This is a genomic window from Micromonospora sp. WMMD967 (assembly GCF_029626165.1).
GTDB lineage: Bacteria > Actinomycetota > Actinomycetes > Mycobacteriales > Micromonosporaceae > Micromonospora > Micromonospora taraxaci.
This window is the reverse complement of sequence record NZ_JARUBK010000001.1, coordinates 4,253,246-4,268,883: the sequence shown is the minus strand read 5'-3', so window position 1 is coordinate 4,268,883 and position 15,638 is coordinate 4,253,246. Positions and strand designations below refer to the sequence as shown.

The 15,638-nt window shown below is 74.3% G+C and carries 1 protein-coding gene; it reads right to left on the bottom strand.

The window, feature by feature from the left end:
* Positions 1 to 15: 15 nt before the first annotated feature.
* Positions 16 to 15,624 carry a type I polyketide synthase gene (locus tag O7631_RS19290; protein WP_278145489.1) on the bottom strand — a complete coding sequence of 5,203 codons (15,609 nt, stop codon included), beginning with the start codon at positions 15,622 to 15,624 and terminating at the stop codon, positions 16 to 18.
* Positions 15,625 to 15,638 lie beyond the last annotated feature (14 nt).

Here is a 15,638-nt window from a genome sequence, read left to right as displayed (position 1 = left end):
CCGCACGTCGGTGGTTCAGCGAGAGGAATCGAGCGCCAGCCGGATGAGGTCGTCCTCATCCAGCCCGTCGAGGTCGGTGCCGTCGGATTCCCCGGCGGCGGGTTCCGTGTCGTCGCCGGCGTCGTCGGCGAGGCGCAGCACGGCGTCCAGCAACCCGGCGGCACGCAGCCGGGCCGGTGAGATCGCGGCGAGCGCCTGCCGGATGCGGGCGTCGTCGTCGAGGTCGTCCGGGCCGAACAGCTCGTCGTGCAGGTGTTCGGCGAGGACCAGGGCGCTGGGGTAGTCGAAGATGAGGGTGGTGGCGAGCCGCAGGCCGGTGCTCGCGTTGAGCCGGTTGCGCATCTCGATCGCGGTCGCCGAGTCGAAGCCCAGCTCCCGGAACGCGCGCTCGGGTTCTACGGACTCGGCCGACGGGTGTCCGAGGACAGCGGCGGCCTCCGCCCGTACCGTCTGGAGCAGGGCCCGGTGCCGTTCGCCGCGAGACCTGTCGCGTAGCCGGGTGTAGAGCGCGGACGCCCCCTGGCCACCGATCGCGGCCTGGTCGGCGTCGCGGATCCGGCGTACCTGCGGCAGTTCGTGCAGCAGGGGCCGGGGCCGGGCCGACTCGTAGGCGGGTGCGAACCGCTGCCAGTCCACGTCGGCGATGGCGACGAAGGTCTCGTCGTGGTCCAGGGTGCGGGCCATGGCGGCGATGGCCAGGTCGGGTGCCATCGCGGCGAGGCCACGGCGGCGCAACTGCTCGACGATCGCGGCGTCGGACATGCCGCCGCCGTCCCACACCCCCCAGGCGATCGAGGTGGCGCGCAGACCACGGGCCCGGCGACGGGCCGCGAGCGCGTCGAGGTACGCGTTGGCCGCCGCGTACGCGCCCTGCCCACCGCCGCCCCAGACGCCGGCGTTGGAGGAGAACAGGACGAACGCGCTGACGTCTCCGACGAGGTCGTCGAGCGCCGCGGCGCCTGCCGCCTTGCCGTTGACCACGTCGGCGAACTCGTCCAGGCCGGTGTCGGCCAGCGGCGCCGACCGGGCGACACCGGCGGCGTGGAAGACCGCGGCGAGGTCGCCGATGCCGTCGAGCAGGCTGGTGAGCGCCTCCCGGTCGGCCGTGTCGCAGGCGGCGATGGTCACCCGTGCACCGAGGTGTTCCAGCTGGGTACGCAGCTCGTCGGCGCCGGGGGCGTCCGGCCCTCGACGGCTGGTGAGCACCAGGTGCTCGGCACCCCGTCCGGCCAGCCAGCGGGCCACGTGTGCGCCGATCGCGCCGGTGCCGCCGGTGATCAGGGTGGTGCCGGTGGGCGTCCACCCGTTCGGCGGTGCCGGGCTGTCGAGGGGGGCGGGGCGGAGGCGTCGAGCGTGGACGGCGTCCTCGCGTACCGCGATCTGGTCCTCGTCGTCGATGCCGGCGACGGCTGCCTGGAAGCGGGTGAGGGCGGCGTTGTCGAGCCGGGCGGGCAGGTCGATCAGGGCACCCCAGCGGTCCGGCTGTTCCAGGCCGAGCACCCGGCCGGTGGCCCAGACCTGGGCGGGGCCGGTCAGCGGCGGCTCGTCGGTGGCGGCGACGGTGACGGCGCCGCGGGTGACGATCCGGAGCCGGCCGGGGATCCCGGCGTCGGCCAGGGCCTGGACCAGCAGCACTGTCGCGGTCAGGCAGTGTGGGACGGCTCCGCCGGTGTTCGGGGCGACCGCCAGGAGGGACAGCACACCGGTGACGGCGGTCTCGGGGCCGGTCGCGGCTCTCAGCTGTGCGGTCAGTGCGGCCCGGTCGGTCGTCGCCGGGTCGACCTCGACGATGACGGCGGTGCCGCCGGCCTGCTCGATCGCGGCGCTGGCGAATTCGGTCTCAGCCTGGGCGGTGGCGGTGGTGATCAGCAGCCAGGTGCCGGTGAGCAACGCGTCGGGCGGTTCGGGCAGGGCGGTCCAGCCGACGGTGTAGCGCCAGGTGTCGGTGGTGCCGCGTTCCGTGCGGGTACGCCGCCAGGCGGTGAGAGCGGGCAGCAGGGCGTCGCCGTCGCCTGTGATCCCGAGGGGGGTGAGATCGCCGTTCTCCACCGCCTGCCAGAACTCGCTGTCGACCGGGTCGACGACGGGCACCGGTGTGTCGCCGGCCGGCCAGTAGCGCTGGTGCTGGAAGGGGTAGGTGGGCAGGTCCACGACCTGGGTGGCCGGGATGACTGTGGTCCAGTCGACCGGTGCGCCCTGCACCCACGCCTCGGCCAGCGACCGCACGAACCGCTCCGAGCCGCCTTCGCCACGGCGCAAAGTGCCGACTGTGGTGGCCTCGATCGCCCCGGTCAACACCGGGTGCGCGCTGACCTCGATGAAGATCCGGTGCCCGGCGGCGTGGGCGGCCCGCACCGCCAGGTCCAGACGTACCGGTTGACGCAGGTTGCGATACCAGTAGGCGGCGTCCATGACACCGCCGTCCTCGACCGTGGAGAACACCGGCACCGCGCCCGGCTGTGGTTGCACCCCGTCGAGCAGGCGGGCCAACTCGGCCTCCACCGGTTCGACCAGTGGGCAGTGCGACGCGTAGTCGACCTTGACCCGCTTGGCCCGCACCCCGGCCGCCTCGGCGGCGGCCAGGAACCCGTCCAGATCCGCACCGGCCACCACGACACTCGTCGGACCGTTGACCACCGCGACACTGACACCCTCGGTCAACAACGGGGTGACCACGTCCAGGCCGGCGTTGACCGACACCATCGCACCACTGCCGGACAGAGCCAGCAGAGCCTTACTGCGCAACGCGACGACCTTCGCCGCGTCACTCAACGACAACACACCGGCGACACACGCCGCCGCGATCTCACCCTGCGAATGACCGATGACCGCGTCGGGGACCACGCCCTTGGCCTTCCACACCTCGGCCAACGCGACGTGCACCGCCCAGAGGACCGGCTGCACCACATCCACCCGCTCCAACGGATCATCGGAGCGCAGCACGTCCAGGAGATTCCAGTCCACGAACGGCGCAAGGGCCGCCGCGCACTCCGCGATCCGGGCCGCGAACACCGGCTCGGCATCCAGCAGACCCACCGCCATCCCCACCCACTGCGAACCCTGACCGGGGAAGACGAACACCACACCGGCGGAACGGGCCACACCGGAGACGACGGCGCTCGACGGCATCCCGTCGGCCAAGGCGGCCAGACCGGCACTGTGGTCCGGGCCGAGGACGACCGCGCGGTGGTCGAAGACAGCACGCGAGGTGGCCAGCGAGTACGCCGCCTGCCCGGCGTCGCCGTCCCACGTCGCGAGCCGTTGCGCCTGACCGGCGACCGCCGTCGCGCTGCGGGCCGACAACAACCAGGGCGCACCGGGATCCGCCGCGACCGACTCGGCCTCCGGGGTGACCGGCGGCTCCTCGATGATCACGTGGGCGTTGGTGCCGGACACCCCGAACGACGACACCCCCGCCCGACGCGGGCGCTCCCCCGCCGGCCACGGTCGGGCGTCGGTGAGCAGCTCCACCGCGCCGTCGGACCAGTCGACGTGCCCGGTGGGCCGCTCGACGTGGACGGTCCGCGGCATGGTGTCGTGCCGCATCGCCATCAGCATCTTGATGATCCCGGCGACGCCCGCGGCGGCCTGGGTGTGCCCGATGTTCGACTTGATCGAGCCGAGCCACAGCGGCTGGTCGGTGGGCCGATCCTGCCCGTAGGTGGCGAGCAGCGCCTGGGCCTCGATCGGATCCCCGAGTCGGGTGCCCGTGCCGTGCGCCTCAACCGCGTCCACGTCGGCGGTGGTCAGGCCGGCGTCGGCCAACGCGGCGCGGATGACGCGTTGCTGCGACGGGCCGTTCGGGGCGGTCAGGCCGTTCGACGCGCCGTCCTGGTTGACAGCGGTGCCGCGTACCACGGCGAGCACCCGGTGACCGTTGCGGACCGCGTCGGAGAGCCGCTCGACCAGCAGCACACCGGCGCCCTCCGCCCAGCCGGTTCCGTCGGCGTCGTCGGAGAAGGACTTGCACCGGCCGTCGGGCGCCAGGCCGCGCTGCCGGGAGAAGTCGACGAACGTGCCCGGGGTTGCCATCACCGTCACCCCGCCGGCCAGCGCCATGACGCACTCGCCGTTGCGCAGCGCCCGTACCGCGAGGTGCAGTGCCACCAGCGACGACGAGCACGCGGTGTCCACGGTGACCGCCGGGCCCTCCAGGCCGAAGGTGTACGCCACCCGGCCGGAGACCACACTGCCGGCGTTGCCGACACCCAGCAGACCCTCGACTCCGTCAGCCGAACCGAGTCGGCTGACGTAGTCGTGGTACATCACCCCAGCGAACACACCCACCTGCGCTCCCCGTACGACCGCCGGGTCGATCCCGGCCCGCTCGAACGCCTCCCAGGAGGTCTCCAACAACAGCCGCTGCTGCGGATCCATGGCGAGGGCCTCCCGTGGCGAGATCCCGAAGAATCCCGCGTCGAAGTCGCCCGCGTCGTAGAGGAAACCGCCCTCCTTGGTGTACGTGGTCCCAGGATTGTCAGGATCGGGATCGAACAACACCCCTACATCCCAGCCCCGGTCAGGGGGGAACTCGCCGATCGCGTCACCGCCGGTGTCGACCAGCTGCCACAGGTCCTCGGGGGTCGTCACACCCCCGGGGTAGCGGCAGGCCATGCCGACGATCGCGATGGGTTCGTCGGCCGTGACCGCCCTGCTCACACCGGTCGTGGGGGCCTCGTCGCCACCGCCGAGAGCGGTGTTCAGGTGGTCGGCCAGGGCGACTGGGGTCGGGTAGTCGAAGACCAGGGTGGCGGCCAACCGCAGTCCGGTCGCGGCGTTCAGCCCGTTGCGCAGCTCGACGGCGGCGAGTGAGTCGAAGCCGAACTCGCTGAACGGTCGGTCGGCGACGACGGCGCGTCCGGAGCCGTGGCCCAGCACGCCGGCGACGTGGGTGCGTACCAGATCGAGCAGTTGGTCGCGGCGCGCGGCCGGCGCCAGACCGGCGAGTCGGCGCACCAGGGCGGCGTCGCCGGACGCCCGACCCGCGCGTTGCCGGGGGATCGCGCGGACCATGCCGCGCAGGACGCCGGGGACGTGCGACGGGGTCGCCGACGGGTCGAGCCGGACCGGTACGAGCAGGGCCTGGCCGTCGGCGGCGGCCTGGTCCAGCGCGGTGAGCGCCACGTCGGTCGGCAGCGGCAGCACACCGGAGCGGGCCATCCGGTCCAGTTCCGCCGGGGCGAGACCGGCGGCCATGCCGTCCGCCCACGGTCCCCAGGCCAGCGAGGTCGCGGCCAGGCCGGCGGCGTGCCGGTGCGCCGCGAGGGCGTCGAGGAAGGCGTTGGCGGCGGCGTAGTTGCCCTGCCCCGGGCCGCCGAAGACGCCGGCGGCGGAGGAGAACGACACGAACGCCGAGAGGTCCCGGTCGCTGGTGAGGTCGTGCAGGTGCCAGGCCGCGTCGACCTTCGGTCGCAGGACGGCGGCGGTGCGGTCCGGGGTGAGGCGGTCGATCGTACCGTCGTCGAGGACGCCGGCGATGTGGACGACGGCGGTCAGGTCGGGCGCTGCGGCGAGGACCGCCGCGAGGGCGTCCCGGTCGGCCGCGTCGGCGGCGACCACCGTCGCGGTGGCGCCGAGGGCGGCCAGGTCGGCGACCAGCTCGGCGGCACCGGGCGTGTCGGTGCCGCGGCGACCGAGCAGGATCAGGTCGGTGCAGCCGTGGCGGGTCGCCAGGTGCCGGGTGACGATCCTGCCGAGGGCGCCCAGGGCACCGGTGACCAGTACCGTTCCGGTGCCGAAGTCCGGGCCGTCGCCGGTCGGGCGGTGCGGAACGAGCCGGGGTACGAGGACGGTGTCTCCCCGCAGCGCGACCTGCTCCTCGCCGGCCCCGGCGATGGCTGCCAGCCGGGCATCGTCCGGGTCGTCACCAGGTGCGGCGTCGGCCAGCAGGAAGCGGCCCGGGTTCTCGGACTGGGCGCTGCGGATCAGGCCCCAGACCGCGGCGCCGGCCGGGTTCGGGACCGTGTCGTCCGGGGCCGCCGCGACCGCCCCGGTGGTGAGGACGAGCAGACGGGCGTCGTCCTGGGCGAGCACGGCCTGCGCGGCGGCGAGCGCCTCCACCGTGACCGCGTGCGCGGCGGCTGCCTGGTCGCCCGGGACCTGCGGGACGCGCAGCACGGTCAGGTCCTGCGCGGTCGACTCCACGGGCACCGGGATCGGCGACCAGGACAGCGTGTGCAGCACCGACGGCGGGGCGTACGGCCGCAGGAGCAGGGACTCCACGGTGACCGTGGGGCGACCGAGGTCGTCGGTCAGGTCGATCCGGACGGTGTCGGCGGCGGTCCGGGTCAGCCGGGCGCGGGCGGCGCTGCCGGTCTGACCGTGGCGGGTGACACCGGTCCAGGAGAACGGCACCTTTGCCTCCCGGCCGGCGTCGCCGGTCAGGCCGAGGACGTGCAGGGCGGCGTCCAGCAGCGCCGGGTGCGCCGCGTACCCGTCGGCGTCACCGTCGAGGGCCAGATCGGCGTGGAGGGCGCCGTCGGTGGCACGCCAGGCTTCGCGCAGCCCTCGGAAGGCGGGACCGTAGTCGAGGCCACGGTCGGCCAGGTCGTGGTAGAGGTCGCCGAGGTCGAGCGGGGTCGCGCCGGGCGGGGGCCATTCGTCGCTGTCCGGGGCGGGCACTGTGGCGGGGCTGACCGTACCGGTGGCGTGTGCCGCCCACCGGACCCCGTCGGTGGTGGCGTGCACCGCGACCGGTCGACGTCCGGCGTCGTCGGCCGGGCCGACCCGGACCTGGAGCTGCACGCCACGTTCGCCGGCCATCACGGGGGCGGAGAGCACGAGGTCGTCGACGTGGTCGCAGCCGGCCTCGGTGCCGGCGGCGAGGACCAGTTCGAGCAGCGCGGTGCCGGGCACGACAACCGAGCCGGCGATGCGGTGGTCGGCGAGCCAGGGCACCGAGCCGGTGCTCCAGTGGCCGGTGTGTACCCGCTCGTCGTCGCTGCCGGCCAGCGGGACCATCGCGCCGAGCAGCGGATGACTGCCGGCGCCGGCCTCGCCGACGGCGGCGGCCGGCCAGTAGCGGCGGCGTTGGAAGGCGTAGGTGGGCAGGTCGACCAGCCGTCCGCCCCTGTGGCACGGTGCCCACTCGACGGCGACGCCGCGCACGTAGGCCTGCGCGAGGGCGGTCAGCAGCGTGGTCGGCTGGTCCCGGTCAGAGCGTTGCACTGGTACGAACACCGCGTCGCTGACGCAGTCCGCCCCCATCGCGGACAGCACACCGTCGGGGCCGATCTCCACGAACGTGCTGACACCCAGGGCTTCCAGTGCGGTGATGCCGTCAGCGAAGCGCACCGCCTCACGGACGTGCCGCACCCAGTACGCCGCGTCCTGCGCCGACGCGACCTGCCCGGTCAGGTTGGACACGATCGGGATACGCGGCGTGCCGTAGGTCAGGGATGCCGCGACCGAGGCGAACTCGGCCAGCATCGGCTCCATCAACACCGAGTGGAACGCGTGACTGACCCGCAGCCGCTTGGACTTGAAACTCGCAGCCACGGCCGCCACCTCGTCAGCGGCACCAGACAGCACCACCGAGCGGGGGCCGTTGATCGCCGCGATGCTCACCCCGTCGGTCAGCAGCGGCAGCACCTCCGCCTCGGTGGCCCGCACCGCGACCATCACCCCACCGGCCGGCAACGCCTGCATCAGGCGACCCCGGGCGGTGACCAGAGTCGCCGCGTCGGCCAGGGACAGCACCCCCGCGACGTGCGCGGCGGCGATCTCCCCGATCGAGTGCCCGACCAGGTAATCCGGCCTGACACCGAACGACTCCACCAGACGGAACAACGCGACCTCGACGGCGAACAACGCCGACTGCGTGTACACCGTCTGATCCAGGTCATCGCCCTCGGCGATCACATCGCGGATCGGCCGGTCCAGGTGCCGGTCCAACTCGGCGCAGGCCGCGTCGAACGCTTCCCCGTACGCCGGGAAGGTTTCGTGAAGGGCCAGGCCCATGCCCGGGCGTTGCGAGCCCTGGCCGGAGAAGACGAACGCCGTCCGGCCGGTCACCGGAGTGCCGGTGACCAGAGCGGGGTCCTGCTGGCCGGCGGCGAGGGCGTCGAGGGCAGCCCGACCGAACGCCACCGCCCGGTGCGGGAGGCGGGCCCGCCCGGCGAGGGTGTACGCGGCGTCGAGCAGGTCCACGTCGCCGTCGGCCAGGAGCCGGGTGGCCTGCGCGGTCAGCGCCTCCGGGGTGCGGGCGGACAGGAGCAGCGGTACGCCGACGGTCGCGTCACGTGCCGGCCCATCGGGTGCGGGGGCCGGTTCGGGTGCCGCTTCGAGGATGACGTGCGCGTTGGTGCCGGAGACCCCGAAGGAGGAGACCGCCGACCGGCGGGGACGACCGTCGCCCGTCCACTCGCGGGGCTCGGTGAGCAGGGCGACCGAGCCCGACGACCAGTCGACGTGCGAGGTCGGCTCGTCGGCGTGCAGGGTGCGGGGCATCAGCCCGGCCCGCATCGCCATGACCATCTTGATGATGCCGCCGACTCCGGCGGCGGCCTGCGCGTGACCCAGGTTCGACTTGATCGAGCCGAGCCACAGCGGCCGGTCGGCGGCACGGCCCTGGCCGTACGTGGCGAGCAACGCCTGCGCCTCGATCGGGTCGCCCAGCACCGTGCCGGTGCCGTGCGCCTCCACCACGTCGACGTCGGCGGTGGACAGACCGGCGTCGGCGAGCGCCGCCCGGATCACCCGCTGTTGGGCGGGGCCGTTCGGGGCGGTCAGACCGTTCGATGCGCCGTCCTGGTTGACGGCAGTGCCCCGGACCAGCGCGAGCACCGGGTGACCAGAGCGGCGGGCGGTGGAGAGCCGCTCGACCAGCAGCACACCGACGCCCTCGGACCAACCGGTGCCGTCGGCGCCCGCCCCGAACGCCTTGCAGCGCCCGTCGGCGGCGAGCCCACCCTGTCGGGAGAACTCCAGGAACATCGTCGGCGTGGCCATCACCACGGCGCCGCCGGCGACGGCCATCGCGCACTCGCCGTTGCGGATCGCACCGATCGCCAGGTGCAGTGCGACCAGTGACGACGAGCAGGCGGTGTCCACAGTGACGGCGGGGCCCTCGAAGCCGAAGGTGTACGCGAGCCGGCCCGAGATGACGCTGGCGGCGGTGCCGGTGAGCAGGTAGCCGGTGCTGGCGTCCCGGCCCTGCAGCAGCGTGTCGTACCCCTGGGCCGAGGCGCCGACGAAGACGCCGACCTGTTCGCCGCGGACCGTCTCCGGGTCGATGCCGGCGCGTTCCAGTGCCTCCCAGGTGGATTCCAGCAACAGCCGTTGCTGTGGGTCCATGGCCAGTGCCTCGCGCGGCGAGATGCCGAAGAAGTCGGCGTCGAAGTCGGCGGCGTCGTGCAGGAAGCCTCCACGGTCGGTGGCCGAGCCGCCGTCCCGGTCGGTGTCGAAGAGGTCGGCCCGCCACCCCCGGTCCGCCGGGACCGCGCTGATGCCCTCGGCGCCGTCGGCGACCAGTCGCCACAACTCCTCCGGGGTGCCGATGCCACCCGGGTAGCGGCAGGCCATCGCGACGATCGCGATCGGATCGTCGTCGTCCCCGGTGGCAGCGGTGGAGGGTGGGGGCGCCTCCGGGATGGCACCGCCGAGCAGTTCGTCGCGCAGGTGGGCGACGAGCGCGAGAGGGCTCGGGTGGTCGAAGGCGAGTGTCGCGGACAGCCGGAGGCCGGTCACGGCGGTGAGCCGGTTGCGCAGTTCGACGGCTGTCAGCGAGTCGAACCCGAGTTCCTTGAAGGCTCGGCCGGCGACGACGTCGGACGGGGCGTGCCCGAGGACGGCGGCGACGTCCGCCACGACGATGTCCAGGAGGATCCGTTCGGCCTCGGCCGGTGCGGTGGCCAGCCGCCGGCGCAGCGCGGTCGCCGCGTCGGCGGGCCCGGCGGTGCCGGCCGGGCGGGTCGCACCACGGACGAGGCCCCGCAGCAGCGGCGGTGGGGTGGTGCCGGCGGCGACGGTACGGGCGAGTCGCACCGGAACGGCCAACGACTCGTCGACGCCGAGAGCCAGGTCGAGCAGCGCCAGCCCTTCGCCGGTGTCGAAGCCGAGCACGCCCGTGCGGTCCATGCGTCGCGTGTCGGTGTCGTCCAGCCGTCCGGCCATGCTGGTCGTGGCGGTCCACGGGCCCCAGGCGAGCGAGATCGCCGGCCGGCCCTGGGCGCGGCGGTGCGCCGCGAGCCCGTCCAGGAACGCGTTCGCGGCCGCGTAGTTGGCCTGCCCGGCCGCGCCGAGCAGGCCGGACAGCGACGAGAAGAGCACGAAGGCGGCCAGCGGCTGGTCGTGGGTGAGGTCGTGCAGGTGCCAGGCCGCGTCGACCTTGGGGCGGAGCACGCTGCTCAGCCGGTCCGCTGTCATCGCGCCGAGGACACCGTCGTCGAGGATGCCGGCGAGGTGGACGACGGCGGTGAGTGGCCGTTCCGTGGTGCTGGCCGCGATGAGGGCCGCGGCCGCGCCGCGGTCGGCGACGTCGCAGGCGACCAGTGTCACGCTGGCACCGAGGCCGCGCAGTTCGTCGGCGAGGTCGGTCGCGCCGGGCGCGTCCGGCCCGCGCCGTCCGGCCAGCACCAGGTGCCGGACGCCGTGGGTGGTGACCAGGTGCCGGGCGACGGCCGCACCGATGGCGCCGGTGCCGCCGGTGAGTAAAACGGCACCCTCCGGGTCGAGGGCGCTCGGGACGGTGAGGACCACCTTGCCGACGTGCGCGGCCTGGCTGACGTGCCGGAACGCGGCACCCGCCGCGCGTACGTCCCAGGTGGTCACCGGCAGCGGCCGCAGCGCGCCGGCCTCGAAGAGGTCGACCAGGGCGCGCAGCATCTCCTGGATCCGGTCCGGTCCGGCCTGGATGGTGTCGAAGGCCCGGTAGCTGACGCCGTGCGCCGCGTTGATCGCGGCCGGGTCGCGGACGTCGTTCTTGCCCATCTCGGCGAACCGGCCGCCCGGGGCGAGCAGCCGCAGGGAGGCGTCGACGTGCTCGCCGGTGAGCGAGTTGAGGACGACGTCGACCCCTCGGTCGGCGGTCGCGGCGCGGAACCTCTCCTCGAAGCCGGTGGTGCGGGACGAGGCGATCCGGTCGCCGTCGACACCCAGACCGCGCAGCGTCTCCCACTTGGCCGGGCTGGCCGTGCCGTAGACGGTGGCGCCGAGGTGGTGGGCCAGTTGCACGGCGGCCATGCCGACGCCGCCGGTGGCGGCGTGCACCAGCAGCGACTCCCCGGCGCGCAGGCCGGTCAGGTCGACCAGTGCGTAGTAGGCGGTGAGGAAGACGATCGGCACGGCGGCGGCCTGCTCGAACGTCCAGCCGGTCGGGATCGGGGTGACCAGCCGGTGGTCGGTGACGGTCACCGGGCCGAACGCGCCGTAGAACATGCCCATGACCGCGTCGCCGACGGCCACCCCGTCGACACCGGGGCCGATCGCGGTGACGACACCGGCGCCCTCGCTGCCGAGTTGGGCGACGTCGGGGTACATGTCCAGGGCGATCAGGACGTCCCGGAAGTTGAGGCCGGTGGCGCGGACCGCGATCCGGACCTGACCCGGGCCGAGCGGTTCGTCGACCTCGGGGCACGCGACGAGGGTGAGGTTGTCGAGGGTGCCCTTGACGGGGACGTCGAGTCGCCAGGGGACTCCGGCGGGCGGGATGAGGGCGGGCCCGGTCGCGGCGCGGGCCAGCCGTGGGGCGAGCACCGTGCCGTTGCGGACGGCGAGTTGCGGCTCCCCGGTGGCGAGCGCGGCGGCGAGCACGTCGTCGTCGGGCCGGTCCAGGTCGACCAGGACGAAGCGGTCCGGGTTCTCGGTCTGCGCGGTGCGGACCAGCCCCCACACCGCGGCGGCGGCCAAATCGGTGACGTCCCCGTCGGGTGAGGTGGCCACCGCGCCGGAGGTGACCACGGCGAGCCGGGCGTCCGCGTCGGTGGTGTCGCGCAGGAACCGCTGGAGGACGTCGAGTGTGGCGGCGGTCGCCGAGTGCGTGGCCGTCAGCGGGTCGGCACCGGTGGTCGGTGGGTGCCAGATCTGCGCCGACGTGGCCGGTGCGGCGGGGACGGTGGCGACCGCTGTCCACGCGAGGCGGTGCAGGGCGTCGGCGACCGGGAGGGTGCTCGTGGTCGGTGGGGTGTACGGCCGGAGCACCAGGGAACCGACAGTGGCGACCGGCTGCCCCGTGGTGTCCCAGACGTCCAGGGCGACGGTGTCGGTGCCCCGCAGCCGTACCCGGATCGTGTCGGCGCCGACCGCGTGCACCGTGGCACCGTTCCAGGCGAACGGGACGGCGGCCGGTTCGGCGTCGGTGACGGTGTGACCGAGGGCGTGCAGGGCGGCGTCGAGGATCGCCGGGTGCAGCCCGAAGCGGGAGGCGTCGACGCTCTCGGGGGCGCGTACCTCGGCGAACGTCTCCCCCAGCGGGCCGCGCCAGACCGCCTCCAGGCCCCGGAACGCGGGCCCGTAGGTCAGGCCGCGCTCGACCAGCCCCGGGTAGAGGCCGTCGATGTCGACGGGTTCGGCCCCCGGCGGCGGCCACTCGGTGAGGGCCGGGGGCACGGCGCCGGTGACACCGAGGGTGCCGGAGGCGTGCACGGTCCACATCTCGCCGTCCCCGCTGTGCACGCTCACGGTGCGCCGGCCGTCGGCGTCGGCCGCGCCGACCCGGACCTGGACCTGCACCCCCGCCGACGGCAGGACGAGCGGGGTGGCCAGGACCAGGTCCTCGACCGTCGGGCAGCCGACCTCGGCGCCCGCCGCGAGCACCGCTTCGAGCTGGGCGGTGCCGGGCACGACGAGGTCCCCGGCGACCCGGTGGTCGGCGAGCCACGGGTGCCCGGCGGCGGACCAGTGACCGGTGAAGAGGTGCTCGTCGGCGCCGGCCAGGGCGACGGCGGCACCGAGCAGCGGGTGGTCGACACCGGTGAGGCCCAGCGCCCGGGTGTCGCCGACCGGGGCGGTGCCGGTGGCCGGCCAGTAGCGCTGGTGTTGGAACGCGTAGGTGGGCAGGTCGACGCGGCGACCACCGGGGGCCAGCACGGTCCAGTCCACCGCGGCGCCCCGCACGTACGCCTCGGCCAGCCCGGTGACCACCGCGGTCACCTCGGGGCGGCCCCGGCGCAGCAGCGGCACGTAGGTGGCTTCGGTGTCGTCGCTCTCCCGGGCCATGGCGGTGAGGACGCCGTCCGGGCCGATCTCCAGGAACCGGGTGACGCCACGCCCGCGCAGCCAGGCGATGCCGTCGGCGAACCGGACCGCCCCGCGCACGTGCCGGACCCAGTAGTCGGCGTCCGGTGTGCCGGCGAGCTGCCCGGTCAGGTTGGACACGACCGGGATGACCGGCTCGTGGTAGGTCAGGGCGCTCGCCACCTGGGCGAACTCGGCCAGCATCGGCTCCATCAACGCCGAGTGGAACGCGTGGCTGACCGTCAGCGCCCTGGACTTGTCGAAGTGGGCGGCGACCGCCGCCACGGCGTCGGCGGTGCCGGACAGCACCACCGACCGGGGACCGTTGACGGCGGCGATGTCCACACCGTCGGACAGCAGCGGCAGCACCTCCGCCTCGGTGGCGCGTACCGCCACCATCACCCCGCCGGGCGGCAACGCCTGCATCAGCCGACCTCGGGCGGTGACCAGCTTCGCCGCATCGGGCAGGGACAGCACGCCGGCCACGTGGGCGGCGGCGATCTCACCGATCGAGTGCCCCACCAGGTAGTCCGGGGTGACCCCGAACGACTCGACCAGACGGAACAGGGCCACCTCGACAGCGAACAGGGCGGCCTGCGTGTAGCCGGTCTGTTCCAGGTCCACGCCGTCGGCGATCACCTCGCGCAGCGGACGGTCGAGGTGGGGATCCAGCTCCGCGCAGACCGCGTCGAATGCCTGCGCGTACGCCGGGAACCGTTCGGCGAGGTCGAGGCCCATGCCGTGACGCTGGGATCCCTGACCGGAGAAGAGGAAGGCGGTGCGACCCTCCTGGACGGTGCCGGTGACGAGCCCGGCGGCGGCGTTCCCGGCGGCCAGGGCCGCGAGTCCGGCCGGCAGGTCGGCGCCGGTGACCACCGCCCGGACGGGCAGCGGTGAACGGGTCGCGGCGAGCGAGTGGGCGACGTCGGCGGGGCCGGCCCCGGAGCCGGCGGTGAAGGCGGCGAGGCGGTCGGCCTGCGCCCGCAGCGCCTCCGGAGTGTGACCGCTGAGCACCCAGACCGGGTCGGTGGCGGCCGGGACGTCGGTCGCCGGGGCGTCCGTCGCCGGGGCCTCCTCGATGATCGCGTGGGCGTTGGTGCCGCTGATGCCGAACGCGGAGACCGCCGCCCGTCGGGGCCGCTCCCCCGGCGCCCACCGGCGCTCGGAGGTGAGCAGTTGGACGTTGCCGGCGGTCCAGTCGACGTGCGGGGTGGGCTCGTCGACGTGCAGGGTGCGTGGCATGACGCCGGCCCGTAGGGCGAGCACCGTCTTCATCACGCCGCCGACCCCGGCCGCGGCCTGGGTGTGGCCGAGGTTGGACTTGAGCGAGCCGAGCCAGAGCGGTTCGCCGGCCGGACGGCTCTGACCGTAGGTGGCGAGCAGCGCCTGCGCCTCGATCGGGTCGCCGAGCCGGGTGCCGGTGCCGTGCGCCTCGACCAGGTCGACGTCGGCGGCGGTGAGTCGGGCGTTGGCGAGCGCGGCCCGGATGACGCGTTGCTGGGCGGGCCCGTTGGGGGCGGTGAGGCCGTTGGACGCGCCGTCCTGGTTGACAGCGGTGCCTCTGATGACGGCGAGCACCGGGTGGTTGTTGCGCTGGGCGTCGGAGAGCCGCTCCAGCAGGAGCAGGCCGGCGCCCTCGGACCAGCCGGTGCCGTCGGCGGCGGCGGCGAACGGCTTGCACCGGCCGTCCGGGGCGAGGCCGCGCTGGCGGCTGAACTCGACGAACGCCTCCGGGGTGGCGAGCACCGTGGCGCCACCGGCGAGGGCCAGGGAGCACTCCTGCTGGCGGAGTGACTGGACCGCCAGGTGCAGCGCGACCAGGGAGGCCGAGCAGGCGGTGTCGATGGTGACCGCCGGCCCTTCCAGACCGAACTGGTACGCGATCCGCCCGGAGAGCACGCTGGCCGCGCTGCCGGTCAACCGGTAGCCCTCGATGCCGTCCTGGGTGTGCCGCTGCAACAGCGTGTCGTAGTCGCGGCCGCTGATCCCGACGAACACGCCGGTCCGGCTGCCGCGCACGCTGTCACCGGGGATGCCGGCCCGCTCGAACGCCTCCCAGGCGGTCTCCAGCAGCAACCGTTGCTGCGGGTCCATGGCCAGGGCCTCGCGCGGCGAGATGCCGAACAGCGCCGGGTCGAAGTCGGCCGCCTCGGCGAGGAAGCCGCCCTCGCGGGCGTAGGTCTTGCCCTTGGCGTCCGGGTCGGGGTCGTAGAGCGCGTCGACGTCCCAGCCCCGGTCGTCGGGGAAGTCGCCGATCGCGTCACCGCCGGCGGCGATCAGCTCCCAGAGCTGCTCCGGCGTGTCGACCCGCCCGGGGTAGCGGCAGGTCATCGCGACGATCGCGACCGGTTCGCCGGCCGCCGTCTCCACCTCTTCGAGGCGCCGCTTGCTGCGTCGCAGCTCGGCGGTCATCCACTTGAGATGGTCGAGCAGCTTCTCGTCGTTCGCCATCACACGTACCCCGT

Coding starts and splice junctions, on each gene's coding strand:
- O7631_RS19290 (WP_278145489.1), bottom strand. CDS start 15,624: ATGGCGAACGACGAGAAGCTGCTCGACCATCTCAAGTGGATGACCGCC.